The organism is Maribacter sp. UH1, from assembly GCF_056839145.1.
Window position 1 is genome coordinate 4,665,454 of record NZ_CM166387.1, and the last position, 20,673, is coordinate 4,686,126.

General features: G+C 33.5%; 25 protein-coding genes. 15 read left to right on the plus strand and 10 right to left on the minus strand.

Annotated elements, in window-relative coordinates; genetic code table 11:
• Positions 1-2: 2 nt before the first annotated feature.
• Entirely contained in the window at positions 3-536 is a 534-nt protein-coding gene (locus UH1x_RS20390; protein ID WP_036154895.1) for a DUF6913 domain-containing protein, read from the minus strand.
• 45 nt (positions 537-581) lie between these two features.
• Here UH1x_RS20390 and UH1x_RS20395 point away from each other — a divergent pair, with 45 nt between their 5' ends.
• The 9 genes from UH1x_RS20395 (at position 582) to UH1x_RS20435 (ending at position 7,384) form a co-directional block, all read left to right on the plus strand.
• A complete protein-coding gene (locus UH1x_RS20395; protein ID WP_482624048.1) occupies positions 582-1,367 on the plus strand; it encodes a 5'-nucleotidase C-terminal domain-containing protein in 786 nt (261 codons plus the stop codon).
• Between the two features lies 1 nt (position 1,368).
• A complete protein-coding gene (locus UH1x_RS20400) occupies positions 1,369-2,274 on the plus strand; it encodes a bifunctional metallophosphatase/5'-nucleotidase (protein ID WP_482624050.1) in 906 nt (301 codons plus the stop codon).
• Between the two features lie 14 nt (positions 2,275-2,288).
• Positions 2,289-2,738, plus strand: a complete 450-nt coding sequence (locus UH1x_RS20405) for a GNAT family N-acetyltransferase (RefSeq protein ID WP_482624052.1) — start codon at positions 2,289-2,291, stop codon at positions 2,736-2,738.
• 103 nt (positions 2,739-2,841) lie between these two features.
• Positions 2,842-3,375, plus strand: coding sequence for a hypothetical protein (locus UH1x_RS20410; RefSeq protein WP_482624070.1), 534 nt, complete (start codon positions 2,842-2,844; stop codon positions 3,373-3,375).
• 188 nt (positions 3,376-3,563) lie between these two features.
• Entirely contained in the window at positions 3,564-3,704 is a 141-nt protein-coding gene (locus tag UH1x_RS20415; protein WP_157486546.1) for a hypothetical protein, read from the plus strand.
• 102 nt (positions 3,705-3,806) lie between these two features.
• Positions 3,807-5,057 (plus strand): hypothetical protein, encoded by a 1,251-nt coding sequence (locus UH1x_RS20420; protein ID WP_482624072.1) that lies wholly within the window; start codon positions 3,807-3,809, stop codon positions 5,055-5,057.
• Positions 5,058-5,170: 113 nt separating this feature from the next.
• Positions 5,171-6,013, plus strand: coding sequence for a class D beta-lactamase (gene blaOXA / locus UH1x_RS20425; protein ID WP_482624074.1), 843 nt, complete (start codon positions 5,171-5,173; stop codon positions 6,011-6,013).
• Positions 6,014-6,139: 126 nt separating this feature from the next.
• The gene (locus UH1x_RS20430; RefSeq protein ID WP_482624076.1) at positions 6,140-6,754 is read left to right on the plus strand and encodes a fumarylacetoacetate hydrolase family protein; all 615 of its coding nucleotides are present in this window, start codon (positions 6,140-6,142) and stop codon (positions 6,752-6,754) included.
• Between the two features lie 87 nt (positions 6,755-6,841).
• Positions 6,842-7,384, plus strand: coding sequence for a DUF4269 domain-containing protein (locus UH1x_RS20435; RefSeq protein ID WP_482624078.1), 543 nt, complete (start codon positions 6,842-6,844; stop codon positions 7,382-7,384).
• Positions 7,385-7,388: 4 nt separating this feature from the next.
• Here the strand turns inward: UH1x_RS20435 and UH1x_RS20440 are convergent, their stop codons facing one another.
• Both UH1x_RS20440 and UH1x_RS20445 read right to left on the minus strand, forming a co-directional pair.
• Positions 7,389-8,144, minus strand: coding sequence for a helix-turn-helix domain-containing protein (locus UH1x_RS20440; RefSeq protein ID WP_482624080.1), 756 nt, complete (start codon positions 8,142-8,144; stop codon positions 7,389-7,391).
• Between the two features lie 51 nt (positions 8,145-8,195).
• Complete coding sequence (locus UH1x_RS20445) at positions 8,196-9,338, minus strand: MFS transporter (RefSeq protein ID WP_482624082.1); 1,143 nt, start codon at positions 9,336-9,338, stop codon at positions 8,196-8,198.
• A 237-nt stretch (positions 9,339-9,575) separates the two neighbouring features.
• Between UH1x_RS20445 and UH1x_RS20450 the strand changes: the two genes are divergently transcribed.
• Positions 9,576-10,727: a helix-turn-helix domain-containing protein gene (locus UH1x_RS20450; protein ID WP_482624084.1), complete on the plus strand. Its 1,152-nt coding sequence runs from the start codon at positions 9,576-9,578 to the stop codon at positions 10,725-10,727.
• Between the two features lie 148 nt (positions 10,728-10,875).
• Positions 10,876-11,301 carry a hypothetical protein gene (locus UH1x_RS20455; protein WP_482624085.1) on the plus strand — a complete coding sequence of 142 codons (426 nt, stop codon included), beginning with the start codon at positions 10,876-10,878 and terminating at the stop codon, positions 11,299-11,301.
• 9 nt (positions 11,302-11,310) lie between these two features.
• Here the strand turns inward: UH1x_RS20455 and UH1x_RS20460 are convergent, their stop codons facing one another.
• Genes UH1x_RS20460 through UH1x_RS20485 form a run of 6 tightly spaced genes read right to left on the minus strand, consistent with a single transcriptional unit; the run spans position 11,311 to position 16,784 of the window.
• A complete protein-coding gene (locus tag UH1x_RS20460; protein ID WP_405414337.1) occupies positions 11,311-11,610 on the minus strand; it encodes a hypothetical protein in 300 nt (99 codons plus the stop codon).
• Positions 11,607-12,845 carry a cation:proton antiporter gene (locus UH1x_RS20465; RefSeq protein WP_482624088.1) on the minus strand — a complete coding sequence of 413 codons (1,239 nt, stop codon included), beginning with the start codon at positions 12,843-12,845 and terminating at the stop codon, positions 11,607-11,609. The genes UH1x_RS20460 and UH1x_RS20465 overlap by 4 nt, the downstream gene beginning before the upstream one ends.
• A gap of 6 nt (positions 12,846-12,851) precedes the next feature.
• Positions 12,852-14,843, minus strand: a complete 1,992-nt coding sequence (gene ligA, locus UH1x_RS20470) for an NAD-dependent DNA ligase LigA (protein ID WP_482624090.1) — start codon at positions 14,841-14,843, stop codon at positions 12,852-12,854.
• Between the two features lie 5 nt (positions 14,844-14,848).
• Positions 14,849-15,430, minus strand: coding sequence for an LOG family protein (locus tag UH1x_RS20475; protein ID WP_482624092.1), 582 nt, complete (start codon positions 15,428-15,430; stop codon positions 14,849-14,851).
• On the minus strand, positions 15,427-16,296 hold the full coding sequence (gene prmC / locus UH1x_RS20480; protein ID WP_482624094.1) for a peptide chain release factor N(5)-glutamine methyltransferase: 870 nt from the start codon (positions 16,294-16,296) through the stop codon (positions 15,427-15,429). The genes UH1x_RS20475 and prmC overlap by 4 nt, the downstream gene beginning before the upstream one ends.
• 2 nt (positions 16,297-16,298) lie before the next feature.
• On the minus strand, positions 16,299-16,784 hold the full coding sequence (locus UH1x_RS20485) for a GNAT family N-acetyltransferase (RefSeq protein WP_482624096.1): 486 nt from the start codon (positions 16,782-16,784) through the stop codon (positions 16,299-16,301).
• Between the two features lie 77 nt (positions 16,785-16,861).
• On the opposite strand from UH1x_RS20485, the gene ribD reads away from it, so the two are divergent.
• The 4 genes from ribD to UH1x_RS20505 are packed head-to-tail and all read left to right on the plus strand — an operon-like array spanning position 16,862 to position 20,069.
• A complete protein-coding gene (gene ribD / locus UH1x_RS20490) occupies positions 16,862-17,968 on the plus strand; it encodes a bifunctional diaminohydroxyphosphoribosylaminopyrimidine deaminase/5-amino-6-(5-phosphoribosylamino)uracil reductase RibD (RefSeq protein WP_482624098.1) in 1,107 nt (368 codons plus the stop codon).
• A complete protein-coding gene (locus UH1x_RS20495; protein ID WP_482624100.1) occupies positions 17,961-18,563 on the plus strand; it encodes an HAD-IA family hydrolase in 603 nt (200 codons plus the stop codon). The genes ribD and UH1x_RS20495 overlap by 8 nt, the downstream gene beginning before the upstream one ends.
• The gene (locus UH1x_RS20500; protein WP_482624102.1) at positions 18,564-19,448 is read left to right on the plus strand and encodes an EamA family transporter; all 885 of its coding nucleotides are present in this window, start codon (positions 18,564-18,566) and stop codon (positions 19,446-19,448) included.
• A gap of 18 nt (positions 19,449-19,466) precedes the next feature.
• The gene (locus UH1x_RS20505; protein ID WP_482624104.1) at positions 19,467-20,069 is read left to right on the plus strand and encodes an IMPACT family protein; all 603 of its coding nucleotides are present in this window, start codon (positions 19,467-19,469) and stop codon (positions 20,067-20,069) included.
• 3 nt (positions 20,070-20,072) lie between these two features.
• Here UH1x_RS20505 and UH1x_RS20510 read toward each other — a convergent pair whose 3' ends face one another.
• Positions 20,073-20,471: an acyl-CoA thioesterase gene (locus UH1x_RS20510; RefSeq protein ID WP_036154938.1), complete on the minus strand. Its 399-nt coding sequence runs from the start codon at positions 20,469-20,471 to the stop codon at positions 20,073-20,075.
• Between the last annotated feature and the right edge of the window lie 202 nt (positions 20,472-20,673).

Consider the following 20,673-nt stretch of genomic DNA (forward strand, 5'->3'; position numbering starts at 1 on the left):
AATTAAATCTCTTTAAAAATGCCCAAGTACTTTTTCAATTCTTTTTTAAATATCTGAAAGTCCTTTAACGGCGTATCTAACATTAAATCATTGTAAGTAGGTCCTACTTCTTTAAACCCTACTTTTAAACGAGCCTTTGCCTTCACCGACATTAAATTCAACAACAGGCTATCCTCATTATAATAATTCACTAATAGGTCATATTCCCGTCCTAAAAACTCAAGGGCATAACTGTTTTCAATTTCACCGTTCCATCCTAAGTCTTTATCTGAAAAAACAGGAGTGGCATATGGCGAGTTTTTATCATAAAAACGCTTATATCCAATTATTTTAACGGCATTGGGATGCAATGACAACTCTTCTTGAAATTGAAAAAACACTTCAGATTTCTCAAATTTATCTAAATCCACAATACAACCTACAGAACGTATTCCCTTACCCTCACGCGTTACAGCAACTGGTGTTGCCAACAGTTGTTTTAATATTTTACGGCCCGATTTCCGTTTAAACTTGTCCTTAATTCCTTTTAAAAACATGTATTTTTACATTTAGACAAATGTAAATAATATCCCTGCAACTATATGGCGAAGTTAAAACACTTTGGTATTTTAAATATAAAACATTATGTTATATTTATAACATTGTTGAATTTAGTATCTTGTAAAAACAATCCTGAACACCTCACTGAACTGACTGGCAAGCAGATAGCAATTGATACCTCTTATACTTCAGTTGACAGTATTCAAAAATTTATTCAGCCTTATCATGATCGCGTCGAAAATATTTTAGATAGTACATTGGCATATGCACCTTATGTTATTTCAAAAACCGATGGTAAATTCAATACCACAGCCGGTAATTTAATGGCAGATATTGTACTGAGTGAGACCAATCCTATTTTTAAAAAACGCACCGGAAATAGTATTGATTTGGTGCTTTTAAACCATGGCGGCATAAGATCGATTATCTCTAAAGGGAATGTAACCTCTAGAACTGCTTATGAGGTAATGCCGTTTGAAAACTCAGTGGTTGTCGTTGAACTAAAAGGTACATCTTTATTAAAAATGATAGATTACCTTATTAAGTCCAAAAGAGCGCACCCAGTTGCAGGTATGCAGCTTATTCTCAATAAAGACAATTCGGTCAAATCTTTTACAATAGACGGAAAACCTTTAGATAAAGACAAAACTTATAATGTAGCCACATCAGACTACTTAGTTACCGGCGGTGATAATATGAGCTTTTTTAAAGAAGCACTTTCTAAAACGGAAACCGATTATAAAATACGTAATGCCATGATAGATTTCTTTTCTAAAGTGGATACCCTAGCCCCAAAAGTAGATTTAAGATATTATCAATTACAGTAAAATGGAAAGAAGAAAATTTATACGAAACACTGCCGCATCCACTAGCCTATTAACCCTTGGTGGTTTGGGACTAAATTCTTGTAACGTATCTAAAAAGAAACATATTACCATTTTACATACCAATGATGTACACAGTCATGTAGATGCTTTCCCCAACGACCATGCAGATTTCCCTGGGTTGGGAGGCTTGGCTCGCAGAGCAGGTTTAGTAGACAGTATAAGAAAAGAGAATCCAAATACTTTTCTTTTTGATGCGGGCGATATTTTTCAAGGTACTCCCTACTTCAATTTTTATGGTGGTGAACTAGAATTTAAATTAATGAGCATGCTTAATTATGATGCCACTACAATTGGAAATCATGATTTTGATAATGGTATTGACGGACTTTTAGCCCAAATGCCCTACGCTAAGTTTAATTTTATTAGTGCCAATTACGACTTTTCCAATACCGTTTTAGACGGATTAACAGAGCCCTACAAGATTTATGAAAAAGACGGAATTAAAGTTGGTGTCTACGGATTAGGGATTAAACTAGACGGTTTGGTTACAAAACAACTCTTTAAAGAGACTGAATTTCTTGACCCTTATGAATTGGCTACCGATATGGAAACCAAGCTTAAAGAAGTAGAAAAATGCGATTTGGTTATTTGCCTTTCTCATTTAGGATACGAATATAATTCCCAAAAGCCAGATGATTTAAAACTTGCCAAAAGAACCAAATACACCGATTTAATTATTGGTGGACATACACATACTTTTCTAGATAAACCAACTATTGTTACGAACGCAGCAGAACGAGATGTATTGGTAAATCAAGTAGGATGTTTTGGGGTAAATTTGGGTAGAATTGATTTCTATTTTGATAATAGCACTGTTAATGCAAACGGTTATACAATTAAAGTCTAAAAAAGAGACCTCTTATGCTTTACTATAAACGTTGCTCTAGCGATAACAAAAACTTTAAAGAATTAGTTGCCTTACTTGATGCTGATCTGGCATTACGAGATGGAGACGAGAATGTTTTTTATGCACAGTTTAACGGTATTGATGCGTTGAAAAATTGTGTAGTTTTTTATTCTGATGAAACCCTTGTTGCATGCGGTGCATTCAAGGAATTCAATAAGGACTCCGTTGAAATTAAACGTATGTATGTACAACCAAGTTTTCGGGGTAAAGGTATTGCATCAAAAACACTCGTTGTTTTGGAAAAATGGGCAAAAGAATTAAACTATTCATACGCTGTATTAGAAACCGGATTACGCCAGCCGGAAGCCATTGCACTTTATAAAAAAAATAATTACACAATTATCGATAATTACCCTCCGTACGAGTACATGGCAAATAGTGTTTGTTTTAGAAAGGTGTTGTAGATTTTCAGTTAATGGGTTTCTACCCTCACCTATGTATAGATTTTATTGAAAATTGTATCTTTCTAGATGTTCGTTTTTTTGATGTCAAATTATAAATCTTCTCATGACTAGAAATACAATATTAATCTTAGCTTTTTTTCTTTCTGTATATTCTTTTGGACAACAAACGAATTTATTAAAGCTTAATGGATTTAAATCCATAAAAATTGGAACTAAAAAGAAAAAATTCAATAATTTAAAGCTGACAAACCATGCACCAGATGGGTATTTAAGCTTTGAATATTTTCCTTCAGAAATTGATTTATATAATGTATTTGACATAAAATACAACAGTATTATTCTCTATTTCGATGACACTACTGAGAGACTAAAAACTATAGTAATTTCAAAATCTTTCACAGGAGACAACTCTTATCAAACAGCCTTAAGTCAAACTTCCCTGACTATTGGAGAATTTGAAAAAAATATTGGTTCGCCATATGAAATTATTGATGCAAAAAATACCTCCGCTAAATCTGGTTTTTCTTGGTACGGAAACGGTATTTATATCGATGTATTTGCACTGTCAAACGGTAAAAAAAACAAACAAGCTAAAGCTGTAATTGAAATCGGAAAAGATGTTGAATTGAAGTATTAAATCAACATTAATCATTCTCTATGGTAAGAATCCTCAAAAAAACACATCTAAAAAGTAAGTTTCATAATTTTACCTATCCAAAAAAATCATATTCGCATTTCTTAACTAATACTGCAATTTTAAAACTTAATTATCTGATTTTAAGATGATTAATTTTTATTTTAGATACTCATTCTAAACTCAATATTATGCAAGTTGACATTCCACAAGAAAAGTATTCTATCAAAAATAACATTAAGTTGAATGCTTTAGAAAAGCACAATGAATTGAAAAACGGCAAGGAAATGTTTTTTGAAAAGAAAACTCAGGTTATAGGTACCCTTTATTAATTTCAATTATTGACAATACTTTAGCTAACATCAAAAAGTAATTTTCTGAATGGGTTGCTGTAACAATTTTTAAAATTGGTTATCTCTTATGAAAACCAAACCATGAAAAGAATTTCTACAGCAATCTTTACACTTTTATCTGTATACAACTACGCTCAAACAAAAACAGATTATCTAAAAACTAATCGCATTGACATAATAAAGGGTGAGTTCAAATTTCCTCAACAAAATTTTAACATCATTGGTTTTGGAGCCTACCATGGCAGTATAAAAACCGAGGTCGCTGAACATGCCTTACTTACTTCGTTAACGAAAGAAGGCACTATTAAATATTACTTACCTGAAACCGATTTTAGCTTAGGTCACTTCTTTAACGCGTACCTACAGACCGGTGACACTATATTATTAAAAGATTTGGTAAGCAACTATGGTATGCGAGTACCGCAGGATCGCAGTATTGAAACGTTCCAAAAATGGAAAGACCTTAAAATCTTAAATGATCAATTACCAGAAAAAGACAAACTGACCGTTGTAGGCATTGACCAATTGGTGACCTATAAATACACTTCTAAACACATTTTAAAGTTGCTAAAGACTAACAGCCTTAAACACCCAGTGATTCAAGAATTAAATCAGATGGTCGCTTTAGACACTACAGATTATTCACCTTACTATGATAGTTATTCTAAAAAGGTCATGAAAGATTTCGTAGCATATTATGAGGCAAATAAGTTAGCGTTTACAGAATTGATAGATGATAGCTTCGCTTTTAAGCATATTATACAAGACTTAAAGTATTCCTTCAATCCTAAAATAAACCGAGAAGAAGTGATTTTTAATAATTATATGCATATAGACTCTTTATATAATTTCAAGGAAAATGTACATTTTGCAAGGTTCGGATTCTTTCATTTAGAAAAACAGCGAGAAGGTACTAATCCATCATTCTTTACACGCCTTATAGAAAACAATGTGTACAAGAAAGAAAACATTGTTTCCGTTATTGGCTATTTAACAGATAGTCGTGTACTGTGGGACCATGTGTATGATGAAAAAGGTAACTATAAATCTTTTACCACCGAAGGCGGCTATGGTATTGGTGATTATGAGAAAGAGTATTTCTTAGGTATTGAACACCTGAAAAAATCTAAAATTTCTAATATGACATTATTCAAATTGAATTCCGCCAATTCTCCTTATACCGATGGTATACCAGATTTAATTGAAGTTGTAATGCAAGATGATGCATCTAACGGCGAAGCGGTCAAAGGAAAATCTACGACGGATTTTATAGATTATGCCATTTTAATATCAGACTCAAAAGCGAGTACCCCTATTGAAGAAATGAATTAAACTATCTAAAATTAGCTTTAATCACACTATCCTAAATTACCTAGTTAATTGTATTAATAGATACTTCAAGCTTATATTTATGACTCCGTCTTTAAATACAATCCAATTATTAAATGAAAATATGTAAACTGCTATTTTTAATCGTTTGTATCGTTTCTTGTAAAGACCTAAAGAAGACTGAAATTTTGGGTGAATCAAAATCTAATACCACTAAAATAAATAAGTCTGAATTTCAAACTATAATTGATTCTTATAATGTTAAAGGATCTATTTTAATTTACGATTTAAATAATAACACCTATTATTCCAATGACTTTAAGTGGGCTACACATGGTAACTTACCCGCATCCACTTTTAAAATCACGAATAGTATTATTGGGTTGGAAACGGGAGTTATTGAAAGTGACAGCACCATCTTTAAATGGGATGGTGAAGAGAAATGGTCAAACTTTTGGGAGCAAGACTTAGTACTGCGAGATGCCTTTCAATTTTCATGTGTACCATGCTATCAAGAAGTTGCTGCAAAAATTGGGGCTCAACGTATGAACGAGTATGTTGAAAATCTACAATACGGAAACCTAAAAATAAATGCTGATAACATCACCGATTTCTGGTTAGAGGGTGATTCTAGAATTAGCCAAATGCAGCAAATAGATTTTCTAAAACGATATTGCAATGACCAGTTACCAATATCAAAGAGAACCAAGCATATTATGCAAGATGTCATGTTAATTGAGAATACAACTGATTACAAGCTCAGCGGTAAAACAGGATTATCTAATAGCAACAACCAATATAATGGCTGGTTCGTTGGCTTTATAGAAGTTAAGAACCATGTTTATTTCTTTGCTACTAATTTAGAACCTATTAATAACAAAATAGAACTTAACGATTTTATACATACTAGAAAAGAGGTTACCCTTGCGGCATTAAAAGAGTTACGGGTCATTAAATGATCTGATTATATCAAATAGTCTTAAAACAAAAATATAGATTCTTGTGATTTCAATAAAAAGAGGTTACTACACATGATTTAATCATTAATTTCACTCCAAAAATAAATATACACCAACATCACAAGCATGAAAATTATAGGAATAGGCAAGAATTACGTAGTTGACAAATCTGAAATAGACGGATTAAAGAATGATACGCAACTCATATTTACAAAGCCAGATTCTTCTTTAGTCACTGATAGTAAGGATGTGGAATTTCCTGCAATTACCAATCAACTGATTTACGAAGTAGAATTAGTGATTAAAATAGGAAAAACGGCTAAAAATGTAACCGTAGAAAAAGCAAATTCATACATTTCTGAAATAGGTATTGGTATTGATTATACCGCAAAAGATGTGCTTACTGCTAGTAGAGAGAAAAAAGGACCTTGGGCTTTGGCAAAAGGTTTTGATGGCGCCTCACCTATTGCTGGTTTTAAGCCTGTTGCCGATTTTCCAGAATTAGACAACATTAATTTTGACTTAGTAATTAATGGTGAAAAGAAACAGGTTGGTAATACTGGATATATCATTTATAACTTTGCTGAAATCATCAGCTTTGTTTCTACATTTATGACATTGAATCCTGGTGATATGATATTCACAGGAACTCCAGCTATAGGTGCAGGTGAAACTTTTAAAGGAGATCACTTACAAGCTTCCATAGAAGGAGAGTTATTATTGGATTTCAAAATGATTTAAAAAAATATTTATGAATCACGATTTATATTTATAGTTCATCTGTATTTGTAAATCGTGATTTTGTACCATTAACATAGTTGACTATAATTGACCATTGATTTTGAAAATATAGATTATTTAAAAATCGGAAATGAGCGCCAAGTAAGCGCATACAATGACATTATACAGCACAAAATTCTAGAACATCTTAAATTGTACTCGCCTATTGTAACCGGCACCATTCCCATTGAAATAGATATACCTGAAAGTGATGTTGATATTATTTGTGAATGTAGCGACCATGATAAATTCGCTTCTGTTGTAACTCATCACTTTTCTAAGATGCAAGGTTTTCAAATTTATACAAGTAAGCAAAACAACAAAAAAGTTACAATAGCGGAATTTAAAACCGACCATTTCCTATTTGAAATATTTGCTCAAAACACTCCTACCAAGCAGCAAAATGCATATTTACATATGATTACCGAGCATGCTATTTTGACAGAAAAGGGTAAAAACTTTAAACAAGAAATTATAAAACTAAAAGCTAGCGGTTTAAAAACCGAGCCTGCCTTTGCTAAGTTATTAGGTATAGAAGGAAACCCTTATGAAGAACTTTTAAAGTTGAAACCAAAAAAAAATACCAATTAATTCTTTAGTTCGCCGACTTAAATTGGGTAGGGCTAACACCAACATTCTTTTTGAAAAATCGGGAAAAGCTACTGATGGATTCAAATCCTAATTCAAACGCCAATTCCTTTGTAGTAATTTCACTTTTTATAAGCTTTCGTTTTGCCTCGGTAACTTGTCGCTGCTGAATAATCTGTTTAGCGGTCAAGTTCAATTTATCTTGTAAAATTTGGTTTAAGCGTTTTGTACTAATTCCCAATTCATTGGCATAATAATCTGAATTTGTTTCTTTTAAAAAGTTAACTTCCATTAATTCCAAAAACTGAAATACTCTTTTCTGGTGAATATCTTGAGGTAATAACTCATCGTTCTGAAATCGAATTAAATGTAATAATAGCACCTTTAACAAAGTTTTCAGCATTATGTATGACACTGTAGCACTACAATATTCATCTTTCAGTAATTCAATGATCTTACTTATTTGATTTACTTCTTTTGCATCTTGAATATGATACTGCGGAAACTTGTTGAATAAAGACATTACATCTAAAGCATATTCTATATCATCTTCGTCAATTAAATCACGTTCAAAATTGATTAATACACCCTGGGTGCTAAAAAGAGTACTCTCTGAAAACACTTCGTTCAATGGTTTAAAATGAACAACCAAGGTTTCATCTGAATCATATTCAAAATATATACCCATGGAATTACCAGATAGCAATTCTGTATTCGATTCAAAATTTACAGTGATCTTTATTTTGGTCTTCCAGCTATTCAAATTCTTTTGCTTTCATAGTAGACTATAAAAGTATAAAGAATTCAAGCAATATTAGTCGCTGCTTGCTTTTTCAAATTGATAATACATTACTATCGCAATTACTAATGCTAAAGCAGCTGCCACCCCATAGATCGCCATATAATTTTTAGAAATATATTCTATAAAGGTTGACAAGAATTGACCGCCAAAGACCGCCATTGAAAACAACCCTAAATTTTTTCCCTGGTTTTGACTATTACTGACTTCTATGGTCATATGGTTTAGAAGTGGAATGGTAAACCCAAATCCTATTCCAATACATATAGCTGTCAATATTAGGAAAGGCACACCTGTAGCCAAAGCGAGAACGATATAGCCTAACATAAAAAAAATAAAACCCAAAGTAACCGTCTTTCCATCTCCTAATAATTTAACCATTCTAGGCATTTGACTAGCCGTAACAATAGCAATAACAGAAATGAACGCCATAAGATATCCCGTTTCAGATTCGCTAAAACCAAAATTTGTTGGCAGATATAACGGTAGGGTTACAAAACCAATGAAAAATAGCATCATAGCTAGTAAGGACGAGGATACAATTATTCGTGTTTTAAGTTTTTCTCTTGTGGTAACCTCAGCAAAAGTTTCATCTTCCCTAACGGATTCTTCAATTTTTGGTAAGGTTTTAAAAACCAATAAAAGACATACTAACGCTATGAGATAGATATAAAAGGGATATTGCCAGAACATCTCACCTAAAATCCCGCCTATTGCCAAAAAAACTACGCCACCTAACTCTATAGCCATTCCTTGCCAAGCAATCATTTTCATACGCGCTTCACCTTCATATTGTGCTGCTATGTATGCGGTTACCGAAACTTGAATTGCAACCGTTGCCGCACCTAGTAGAAAACGATCTAAAATTAAAAGGTATTGATTGTCTATAAAAGCACCTATTAACCCCAAAACGGCATATGGAACTAGTCCAAGGGCCAGCAATTTTAGCGGACTCATCTTATTCAACAACCAACCTATTAAAGGAGCAAAAACCACAACACCTAATGACGGTAACGTAATTAACCAACTGGGCGAAAAACCTAAATCTTTATGTTGTATAATTCCTGATAATGATGGTGCAATCACAGTACCTACCATTATTGTTAAACTGCTTACTAACAGTAGTGTAAATATTCCGAAGTTTGATATTTTTTTCATTTTACAAAGGTCAAGAACAACTAATGAACGTACTTTTCCTTTTATCTAAAAAAGTAGACCTAAATGGAAATTATATTGTTTTAATACTATTTAATATTCTAAAGAAATCTAGTTTACAGTAAATTTGAATGAAGATCACAGCTTATTATTTAAAAATAAAGAGTCTAATAAATTTTTTCTTACCTTTTCTATTGTAAATTCGTACGCTTTTTTTGTATTTTACATAAAAGTTACTGAATGAATATTGTTTTCCTCCTAATAGCAATCTTCGGATTTATTTTAACTGCCGTATTACTTTTAAGAAAGAATGTAAATAAATTACCTCAGCAATTTTTAGCTTTCTTTTATTTTATTTTCTCCCTTTACAACCTTCAAACCTACATTATTACCGATGGTTTGTTAACCCAATTTAAATGGTTTTATTTTTGGCCTTTGCTTCCTTACAGTATCATTACTGTACCTATATACTTTTATTTTAAAACAGTAATGGATGATAAGTTTACATGGAAATGGCAATACCTATTACTTTTTGTTCCATTTATAATAAGCCTTATTGATATCGTCATTGTTTTCTCCAAACCGGCATCCTACTATAATCAGATTGTGGAAAATGCTATTAATTTCCCTAGAAAACGTTTTAGTGCACAATATGGACTACTAAGTTTAAATGAACATTATAGTTTACGTCATTTATGGCAATCAGTATATTTACTATCCCTTATACCCCTGTTAAGAAGGTTTTTTAAAATAAACCCAAATGATAAATTAAAGGTCATCCTTAATAGATGGTTGCTTTTGTTTTATACCGCATTAACCTTAATGGCATTTATTACTTTGTTTTTTGGAATTGAAAGAATGTTAGGTCTCAATTCTTTAAATATTTCAACCACAAGCTTATACAGTTTACAGATTATATTGTTTCTTGTCTTATTGCTGATAAGCATTGCCCCCTTATACTTCCCTTCTATTCTCTACGGATTTCCTAAAAATCAATTACTGGTATCATCCTCCATTTCAAATGACACTAATTCAAGAAAACGGATATACGGATTGGACAATCAGGAATTGAACAATTCACTAACTATTTTAGAACAACAAGGAGCATTTTTAAAACCAGGTTTTAACCTAAAAGCGTGTGCAGAACTTTTACATGTGCCACCCTATCATACGGCCTATTTTTTCTATCAGACCAAAGGCATCAGTTTTACAACATACAGGAATAATATAAGAGTAGAAAAAGCAAAGCAGCTAATTGATTCGGGGTTTCTAGAATCGAATGATTTATATACTCTAATTTCTGCATGCGGATTCAGCAGCAAGAGTGATTTCGAGAAGACTTTTGAAAGATTATCCAAATTAAACATTGTTGAATATATTAGCACTGCTTAGCATATGTAACATTGACTTTTCTAATAAAATTTAAACTTAATAAACAACGATACACAGGAAATTTAACGTTAAACAGAAAGTTTTATGTACTATTTTTCCTATTTTAGAGTTGTTATTTCTTATTACAAACCTATTTAAACTCCCACCAATGAAAAAATCAATTAACCTGTTACTCTTAATTGTTATTGCTACTTTTCAATTTTCATGTTCTAGTGATGATGATAACGAGGCAAGCTTAAACCCAAAAAGTTTTACCTCTTGTGATTTAGGGGATTTTTCTACTACAAGCACTAAAGTTTGTTTCAATGGTACAGACTTTGCATTACCTAATGAAACAATTACATTCGCTACGGAGTTTAATGCTCGTGTAGCAACTATCACATGGACTATTGAATCTGGAAGTATAGAAATTATTAATATTGAAGAAATTGCAACTGATTCTACTTTAAAATCTATTGCTACCATTAAATTTAATTCAGATTTTAATGGAGATGCTGCTTTTAAAGTGAAAGCTAAAGACTCTAAAGGAAGCGCGGAGTTTACTCACGTAGTAGCATTGGAAGAAACAAATTAGAAACTCAATTTAATTTTGAATAATATATTCCACAATTACCTTAAGCTCTTCGTCTAAGGTAATTGTTGGATATTCTTTTTTTGCCAACCTGTACCAATATCCTGCATTAAAACGGTCGCCTTCTTTTCTATGCAAATAGGCATGTAACCAACTACCTAAAGTATTATGCATATCCTGTGCTATGTTATGAGAAGCTTCCCAATCTCCCTTAGCATCATACCAAGCTGCTTTTAATCCGTCTGACCATTCTTTTGGAACAGTGGACAGTTCTAAACTTCTTTCAAATTCAACATAGGTCTTCGGTATCATTTTACAACTCTTTTAATAAGCTTTTCTACTGTTAAGCCTTGTCCTATAATAGAGAACACAACAACTATATATGTGATTACTAGAAATGCATCTCTATGCATTTCATCAGATAAACCTAATGCCAATGCTATGGAAATACCTCCACGCAAACCGCCCCAGGTCATCACCAAATTAGTTTTCGGTATAAAATCTAGTTTCTTCTCAAAGAATTTAATAGGAATTAATAGTGACAAGTATCTACAAACCAATACTAACGGAATTGCTAACAACCCAGCAATTACATATTCTGTTTTAAAAGATAGTACAAGCATTTCCATCCCTATTAAAACAAACAGTAAAGTGTTCAGTAAAATATCTAACAGCTCCCAAAATTTATCTACGTAAGTTTCTGTAGTTTCTGACATGGCTGAATTACGTACCGTGTCATTACCAACCACCAAACCTGCAGCAACCATTGCCAATGGAGCCGACAAATGGAATTTCTGCGCTATCAATGTACCTACCATTACCGTTGCCAAGGTGATGATTACTTCTATATCATAATCATCAATAGATTTCATAAGCTTCCATGTTCCCCAACCTAACGCTAGACCTAATGCTAAACCACCTACGACCTCAACTCCAAAAAGTTCTAAAATGTCTAACGGACTAACAGCGACTTCAGTTGCAGATGCAAGCTGAAAAATGGTTAAGAAAACAACTACTCCTACCCCGTCATTAAATAAAGATTCACCTACAATTTTAGTTTCCAATTGTTTTGGCGCTCCTGCCTTCTTCAATATACCCAATACTGCAATTGGATCTGTAGGTGAGATTAAGGAACCGAACAATAGACAATAAATAAAAGAGATATCCATTCCTATCAATTGTAATAAATAATACATGCTTGTACCTACTAAAAAAGTAGACACCAACACACCTAAGGTAGAGAACACCAATATAGGCCAACGCTGTACTTTTAATTGTTCAAAATTTGTATGAAGTGCTCCTGCGAATAACAGGAAACTCAACATAACATCTAGCAATACAGCTTTAAAATCAATCTGTGTTATAATATATCGCTCTGCATTAATTAATGTGTCATCAATATAACCTATTAAAAAAACTGCCAATGTAAACAGAATTGTAATCAGCATTAAGCCAATACTGTTAGGTAGTTTTAGAAAACGAGCATTTATATAGCCAAAAATTGCCGATAGAAATACTAGTACTGAAATTATTGTAAAAACGTCCATAGTTGTTTATGCTAACATGTTTATAAAATCTTGCTCACTGATAATCGGTATTTCCAGCTTCTCTGCTTTGGTACGCTTACTTGGCCCCATCTTATCTCCTGCAACCAAAAAACTAGTCTTTGATGATATGGAAGAACCTACCTTACCGCCATTATCTTCTATTTTCTTCTTAAGTTCATCTCTACTTAATATCTCAAAAACACCTGATACTACAAAGGTTTTCCCTGCTAGAGTATCGGTCTGGTTTTGTAATTTCTCTGCAGATATTTCTAATTGCACTCCGTAGTTACGTAATCTTTCTATAGCATCTATATTCTTTTCATTTGCAAAAAAGTCTATCACACTTTGTGCTATACGATCACCTATTTCATCTACCGAAGTCAAGTGCTCTAGAGTTGCTTCTTTTAGCGCATCTATATTCTTATATGCTTTTGCCAATTTCTTTGCCACGGTCTCCCCTACAAAACGAATACCTAAAGCGAATAAAACACGCTCAAAAGGCACTTTTACCGATTCTGATACTCCTTTGACTAAATTTTCGGCGGACTTCTCAGCCATTCGCTCTAATGGTAAAATATCTTCTTTGGTGAGTTTATACAAATCTGCATAATCGTCTATTAAACCTTCTTTAAATAACAACTCTACTGTCTCACCACCTAAGCCTTCAATATCCATTGCCTTTCTTGAAATAAAATGCTGAATACGACCTGTTATCTGTGGAGGACAACCATATTCATTAGGACAGTAATGTTTAGCATCGCCTTCTGTTCTAGTCAGCTCTGTTCCACATTCCGGACATTGATGTATATACTCCGTTGGAACTGAATCTGCTGGTCTCTTAGTTAAGTCTACCGCTATAATTTTAGGAATAATTTCCCCTCCCTTTTCTACAAATACGGTATCACCAACACGAATATCTAATTTTTCTATTTGATCTGCATTATGCAATGAAGCTCTTTTGACCGTTGTACCTGCCAATAAAACAGGTTCTAAATTTGCTACAGGTGTAATTGCCCCTGTACGCCCTACTTGATATGTAATTTCATTGAGGGTAGTAGAAACTTGTTCTGCCTTAAACTTATATGCCATTGCCCATCTTGGAGCTTTGGAAGTGAAGCCCAATTCTTCTTGATTCTGAAGACTATTTACTTTGATTACTACTCCGTCTGTTTCATATGGCAATTCATGTCTTTTCACATCCCATTCCTCTACAAAAGTCATAACTTCATCTGTAGTTTGGCAAAGCTTCGCAACGGTCGGTACTTTGAAACCCCATTCACGGGCTTTCTCTAACATGTGAAACTGAGAATCTATATTCAAGTTTCTACCTACTATACTATACAACAAACACTCCAACGGTCTTTCCGCAACAGCACTACTATCCTGAAGTTTTAAACTACCTGATGCTGTATTTCTAGGGTTCATGTATGGATCTTCTCCATTTGCTACGCGCTCTTCGTTCATTTTCATGAATCCGTCAAAAGGCAAAACGATTTCTCCACGTATATCAAACTTCTCAGGGTAATCTCCCTTTAATTGCAGCGGAACAGATTTTATCGTTTTAATATTATTGGTGACATCGTCTCCCTGAATTCCGTCACCACGGGTAACTGCCTTTATCAGTTTTCCTTTTTCATAGGTTATACTGATAGAAGCACCATCGTACTTTAACTCGCACGTAAAAGCAACAGGCACATCGCCTAGGTTACGCTGAATACGTTTCTCCCAATCTTCTAAATCTTCTTTGGAGTACGAATTATCTAAAGAATACATTCTGTGCTCATGAACTACGGTCGCAAAATTCTTAGTGATCATTCCACCAACCCGAAGTGAAGGTGAACTGGCATCATAGAATTCTGGATGTTTTGCCTCCAAATCCTGTAATTCTTTCAATTTCATATCAAAATCATAATCAGAAATGGTCGGACTATCCAACACATAGTAATTATGATTATGCTCTCGTAACTCTTTTCTAAGTGCTTCTATTTTTGCCTTCATATTACTTAAAGCTGCTCTTTATTAATCCATTTTGGCGTTGGCAACGGAATGTAATTTTCCATTTTCTCTAACAATGAATCTATATCATCGTCCACCAAAATAGTATTTATATGTTCTTGTTTTACAAAACCTTCTTTGACCATGTCATGCATCATCTTTAAAAGGGAATCATAAAATCCGTTTGTATTTAATATTCCTATCGGATATTGATGTAGCCCTAGCTGAGACCAGGTCAACATTTCAAAAAATTCCTCCAACGTTCCAAATCCGCCAGGTAGCATTATTATTCCGTCAGATAGATCATGCATCTTCAATTTACGTTCATGCATGTTTTGGGTAACTATTAATTCTGTCAAGCCCTCATGAACCACTTCTTTCTTTTTTAGAAATACAGGAATTACTCCTATCACCTTTCCTCCATTGTTTAATACTCCTTCAGCTACTTTACCCATGATGCCTATTTTAGCGCCACCATAAACTAATTGAATATTATTCTTCCCAAAAGTCTCTCCTAATTCTGATGCCTGTAAACCATATGCAGAATCAACACCTTCACTACTACCGCAAAAAACTACAATACTTTTCATTTTCTTATTCCTTTTATCATGCGGTCATTGTCAAACATATCTTTCCGTAACTCTATAGTCTTAAAATTAGATTCTTCTAATAAACTCATCGTTTTTTTACCCAAATACTGATTAATCTCTAAATACAAACATCCGTCTTCATTTAGATGGTCAGCTGCAAAATTAACTACTGCGCTATAAAACTTTAAAGGGTCTTCATCAGGAACAAAAAGTGCCAAACCAGGCTCATGTGCTATGACATTATTCTGCATTTCTTCTTTTTCTAATTCTCGCACATATGGCGGATTAGAAATAATGATATCAAACTTCTGGTCTAATTCTTTTGTTGTCGTTTCTTTATCAAGCGAAAGTATATCCGCTTTGAAAAACTTTACGCTAGCACCAAGTAATCGGTTATTTTCATCTGCTACTTTTAAAGCATCCGTAGAAACATCTAACCCGAATACTTTTGCATTCGTCAAATTCTTATCCACAGAAATTGGAATACACCCACTACCTGTACCCATATCCAAAATAGTCAATGATTGTTTTACATCTTTTACATCATCCAATATCCAACGAACCAATTCTTCAGTTTCAGGTCTTGGTATCAATACATGCTCATTGACCTTAAAATCTAGGTCCATAAAATATGATGTTCCAATAATATGCTGAATAGGCTTTTCTAGTTTTAATTCAGATAAGGCTTGAAATATAACAGTCTCCTGTTCTTTATCTATAATCAACTCTGGTTTCAATGCCAGAACGAAACGTTCTAAATCAAAATAATGCTCAATTAGTAAATAGAAGAAACTATTTACCTCGTCCTTACCATAAATAGCATCTAATTCTAAATGAAATATATTTTTAATCTCCTTTAATAACACAGTTACAATTTTTTAAGCATGAATACGGGACAAGAATAATGACCAGTATCTCCCATTCTGCCTTCTATATATTCAAAGCCCATTTTCTTGTATAATTTCTGGGCAGCTTCCATACTAGGTAATGTCTCTAGATAACAAGAATCAAAACCATATTCTTTGGCACGATTTAGACAAACGCTTATCATTTTATGCCCTAAACCCTTACCTCTAGCCTCTTTCAAAAAATACATTTTCTGAAGCTCACTTACATTACCCTCATAATTATCTAATTGAGCTATACCTGCACATCCCAAAATAGAACCATTCTCTTCTACAACAAAATAAGTTGCCTTAGGTTTCTCATAATGTTCAAACATGCTATCTAATGAAGGGTCTTCATATGCTGTTCCCACTTTTGGAACACCCATATCAGCTAATACTTCTCGTATAACTTTGGCTACTTGTGGGTTATCTTCCTTTCTAATTTCACGGATAATGACATTTTCCATAAGAATAAGGCAATAGGTTTTAAAGTACTATTTTTGAAGTGTGAAGATACGTGATATGCGTATAATGTTAAAGTTTGATGTCCATTAATAATCTAGATACCAACAATTCGATGTCGCTAAATAGAGATGCGCTTACTACCGATGAAACCTACATGCTTCGTTGTATACAGATAGCAAAGAACGGACTAGGCTTAACAGCACCCAACCCTATGGTAGGCGCTGTAATTGTACATGATGATAAAATTATTGGCGAAGGGTTTACTAGCGCATACGGTGGCTCTCACGCTGAGGTCAATGCAATTAACTCGGTTTCTGATGTTTCGCTTTTAAAATCATCTACCATTTATGTAACCTTAGAACCTTGTTCTCATTACGGGAAAACTCCGCCTTGTGCAGATTTAATCGTAAAAATGGGAATCCCTAAAGTTGTTATAGGTTTAAAGGACCCGCATGAGAAAGTAGCCGGTAAAGGAATTAAAAAATTAGAAGAAGCAGGTTGTATTGTACTAGTTGGTATTCTACAAAAAGAATGCGAGGAACATCACAAACGCTTTCTTACTTTTTTCACCAAAAGACGACCATATTTAATTTTAAAATGGGCAGAAACCGCTGATGGATTTATTGCTCCTGAACCATTAAAACGTGGAGAAGAGAAGAAACCTTATTGGATCACCAATACCAAATCTCGACAATTAGTGCATAAATGGCGAAGTGAAGAGGCTGGTATTTTGGTAGGCACGAATACGGTCTTAGATGACAATCCGCAATTAAACCTAAGAGATTGGGACGGCAAAGCACCAACACGCATAGTATTAGATAGAAGCCTAAAAATAACAACGGATTACCATGTATTTGACGGAAAACAAAAGACCATTGTTTGTACCGAAATAAATGAACGCAAAGATGATATTGCCGAAGTAACTTATAAAGTCTTAGATTTTAATTCTAACATACCACAACAAATGTGCGATATGATGCACGAAGAACAAATACAAAGTGTCATAATCGAAGGCGGATTACGAACACTACAAAGTTTTATTTATGCTAACCTTTGGGATGAAGCACGAATTTTCAAAGGAACAAACAGATTCTCTAAAGGCATTGCCGCACCAAAAATATCAGGACGCAAACTAAAACAAATTCAAATTTTAACCGACCAACTAACCGTAATACGTAATGATTAAAAATATCATATTTGATTTTGGAGATATCTTCATTAATCTAGATAAGCAAGCCCCTTTATTAGAAATGGCAAAATTTGGGTTTACCGAATTGACCCCGGAATTGGATACCATTTTTAAAGAATACGAAATGGGATTAATGGAGTCTGATAAATTTGTTAATCGACTACAGGGTATTTTTACCAATGCTTCTAAAGATCAAATTAAAGACGCATGGAATTCTATTATTTTAGATTTTCCTGAAGAACGCTTAGAATTCATTGAAAAATTAAAAAACGATAATAAATACCGATTGTTTTTATTAAGTAACACCAATGATTTACACATAGACAAAGTGAAAGAATCCATGGGATTGGAACGCTTCAACAGGTTTAAAAACTGTTTTGAGGTTTTCTACCTATCTCAAGAAATGAAAATGCGCAAACCTAATACAGATATTTATGAATTTGTCTTGAAAGAAAATGAATTAAATGCAAATGAGACGTTCTTTTTAGATGACACTAAAGAAAATACAGATGCCGCTTCTAAGCTAGGTATACATTGCTGGAATCTTCAAGTAGGTAAAGAAGATGTTCTAGAAACTTTAAGCCATCTCTAAATGATGTATTTAGCGCTTAGCATTCTTTTCTCAAGTCTAATCTTCGTTATTTTTAAATTGTATGCCAAATATCAGGTTCAAACGATATATGCCATAATTACCAATTACTTTGTTGCTTGCACTGTAGGTGTCATTTATTATAATGAGCCCATACACCTAGCCGAAATACCGCAGAAAAGTTGGTTCTGGGGAAGTGTCGCTCTAGGTCTTCTTTTCATACTGATATTCAATTTAATGGCAGCCACCTCTCAGAAACTGGGAGTCTCTGTTGCTTCGGTTGCTACAAAAATGTCGTTAACCATACCGGTGCTATTCGGAGTGTTCTTCTATAAAGAATCACTTGGAGTATTAGAAATTATAGGAATCATATTAGCCTTATTAGCCGTTTACTTTACTTCATTAAAAGAAAAGAAGATCAAAGCGGAGAAATGGGCTTTTGCACTACCTGTTTTGGTCTTTCTAGGTTCCGGAACTATCGATACCAGCATAAAGTATTTTCAAGATGCGCATATGCCCGAAGAGGAATATGCCTTGTTCTCAGCTACTGTTTTTGCCGCTGCAGGTATATTCGGTTTATTCTTCATAGCATTTAAATCTACGAAGCAACGACTTAAAATTAATTTCAAAAATATACTTGGTGGTATTTGCTTAGGTATACCTAATTATTTTTCCATCTACTTTTTATTAAAAGCGCTACAACATCCTACGTGGAACAGTGCTTCGGTTTTTACCATAAACAATGTTGCTATTGTTATGTTCTCAACTTTGCTTGGTATTTTACTTTTCAGAGAGCGCCTAACGATCAAAAATTGGTTTGGAATAGGATTGGCTATCTTTAGTATCATTCTAGTCGCTTTTGGTCAGCAACTAATGACTTTCATTTAAAATATACCGATTACTACAATGGACGCTTATAAAACGATCGCCAAACCATCTGGTCCTATTTTGTTCAAAGAACGAAAGAGTAAGTTTTATGGCTATTGTTTTCCTGTTTCTGATGAAGAAACGATTAAAGAACATATTGAAGCTCTTAAAAAAGAATATCCCACGGCAAACCACGTATGCTATGCTTGGCAAATGGGTATTGAATCAAAATCATATCGCGCTAATGACGATGGAGAGCCAAACAATTCTGCCGGTATGCCCATTTATGGTCAATTACAATCTTTTGATGTAACAAATACCCTAGTTGCCGTTGTACGTGTTTTTGGTGGTACAAAATTAGGTGTAGGCGGATTAATAAGTGCCTACAAAGAAGCCGCTAAGCTAGCGTTGGAAAATGCTAAAATAGTTACCAAGGTTTTACAGCAACAACTATCGGTAACTTTTGAATATTCAGAAATGGATATTGTAATGCGTTTGGTAAAAAAATACCAACTGAATATCGTTTCTCAAGATTTACATTTGAAATGCAAAATGATACTCTCCATCAATAAAAGTGATTTTAAAAAAACAATGAAGCTTTTAAAAGCTCATCACAAATTAGAAATAAAGGAAATTGAATAATTTTCAATACCCCAATTTATCTAAAAGTATTTGCGGACATCTAGTAGGTCTTTTACGCTCCATATCCATAAAAACCAACACGGTATTTGCCGTAGCTAATAATTCTCCTGCCTCATTCGTAATTTCATAATCAAATTCAATTCTTACAGCAGGTTTTTTATTCAAAATAACTTTAACAGTTATTAAATCATCATACAAAGCCGACTTCAAATATTTTATGGACAAACTTATTACCGGAAGCATAATTCCGCCTTCCTCCATGCTTTTGTAAGAAATACCTAACGCCCTTAACCATTCAACTCTTGCCAATTCTAAGTATTGAGCATAGTTACCATGATAGACAACCCCCATCTGGTCAGTTTCTGAGTATCTAATTCGAAAAGAAATTTCGTTTGTTCGCATTTATTTCAAGTAAAAAGTATATATTTAAAAGCTCCCCTATTGAGTAAGCGAACATGAGAAAAAAAAAGGTCAAATTCAATGACAATCGATTTTTTTTTTCAATATTTTGTTCACATATTTGCCCAAGTTGAACGAGAACCTATATTGATTTTTTATAATCACCTATAGCTCAACACTAACCATTAAAAGAGTATAATTTATT

Excerpts from the sequence above, each read along its gene's own strand:
- blaOXA (WP_482624074.1), top strand. The coding sequence starts at position 5,171 with ATGAAAATATGTAAACTGCTATTTTTAATCGTTTGTATCGTTTCTTGT.
- UH1x_RS20455 (WP_482624085.1), top strand. The coding sequence starts at position 10,876 with ATGAAAAAATCAATTAACCTGTTACTCTTAATTGTTATTGCTACTTTT.
- UH1x_RS20505 (WP_482624104.1), top strand. The coding sequence starts at position 19,467 with ATGGACGCTTATAAAACGATCGCCAAACCATCTGGTCCTATTTTGTTC.
- UH1x_RS20420 (WP_482624072.1), top strand. The coding sequence starts at position 3,807 with ATGAAAAGAATTTCTACAGCAATCTTTACACTTTTATCTGTATACAAC.
- UH1x_RS20405 (WP_482624052.1), top strand. The coding sequence starts at position 2,289 with ATGCTTTACTATAAACGTTGCTCTAGCGATAACAAAAACTTTAAAGAA.
- UH1x_RS20390 (WP_036154895.1), bottom strand. The coding sequence starts at position 536 with ATGTTTTTAAAAGGAATTAAGGACAAGTTTAAACGGAAATCGGGCCGT.
- UH1x_RS20485 (WP_482624096.1), bottom strand. The coding sequence starts at position 16,784 with ATGGAAAATGTCATTATCCGTGAAATTAGAAAGGAAGATAACCCACAA.
- ribD (WP_482624098.1), top strand. The coding sequence starts at position 16,862 with ATGTCCATTAATAATCTAGATACCAACAATTCGATGTCGCTAAATAGA.
- UH1x_RS20410 (WP_482624070.1), top strand. The coding sequence starts at position 2,842 with ATGACTAGAAATACAATATTAATCTTAGCTTTTTTTCTTTCTGTATAT.
- UH1x_RS20460 (WP_405414337.1), bottom strand. The coding sequence starts at position 11,610 with ATGATACCGAAGACCTATGTTGAATTTGAAAGAAGTTTAGAACTGTCC.
- UH1x_RS20475 (WP_482624092.1), bottom strand. The coding sequence starts at position 15,430 with ATGAAAAGTATTGTAGTTTTTTGCGGTAGTAGTGAAGGTGTTGATTCT.
- UH1x_RS20395 (WP_482624048.1), top strand. The coding sequence starts at position 582 with ATGGCGAAGTTAAAACACTTTGGTATTTTAAATATAAAACATTATGTT.
- UH1x_RS20430 (WP_482624076.1), top strand. The coding sequence starts at position 6,140 with ATGAAAATTATAGGAATAGGCAAGAATTACGTAGTTGACAAATCTGAA.
- UH1x_RS20450 (WP_482624084.1), top strand. The coding sequence starts at position 9,576 with ATGAATATTGTTTTCCTCCTAATAGCAATCTTCGGATTTATTTTAACT.
- UH1x_RS20510 (WP_036154938.1), bottom strand. The coding sequence starts at position 20,471 with ATGCGAACAAACGAAATTTCTTTTCGAATTAGATACTCAGAAACTGAC.
- UH1x_RS20495 (WP_482624100.1), top strand. The coding sequence starts at position 17,961 with ATGATTAAAAATATCATATTTGATTTTGGAGATATCTTCATTAATCTA.
- UH1x_RS20415 (WP_157486546.1), top strand. The coding sequence starts at position 3,564 with ATGCAAGTTGACATTCCACAAGAAAAGTATTCTATCAAAAATAACATT.
- UH1x_RS20400 (WP_482624050.1), top strand. The coding sequence starts at position 1,369 with ATGGAAAGAAGAAAATTTATACGAAACACTGCCGCATCCACTAGCCTA.
- UH1x_RS20500 (WP_482624102.1), top strand. The coding sequence starts at position 18,564 with ATGATGTATTTAGCGCTTAGCATTCTTTTCTCAAGTCTAATCTTCGTT.
- ligA (WP_482624090.1), bottom strand. The coding sequence starts at position 14,843 with ATGAAGGCAAAAATAGAAGCACTTAGAAAAGAGTTACGAGAGCATAAT.
- UH1x_RS20445 (WP_482624082.1), bottom strand. The coding sequence starts at position 9,338 with ATGAAAAAAATATCAAACTTCGGAATATTTACACTACTGTTAGTAAGC.
- UH1x_RS20465 (WP_482624088.1), bottom strand. The coding sequence starts at position 12,845 with ATGGACGTTTTTACAATAATTTCAGTACTAGTATTTCTATCGGCAATT.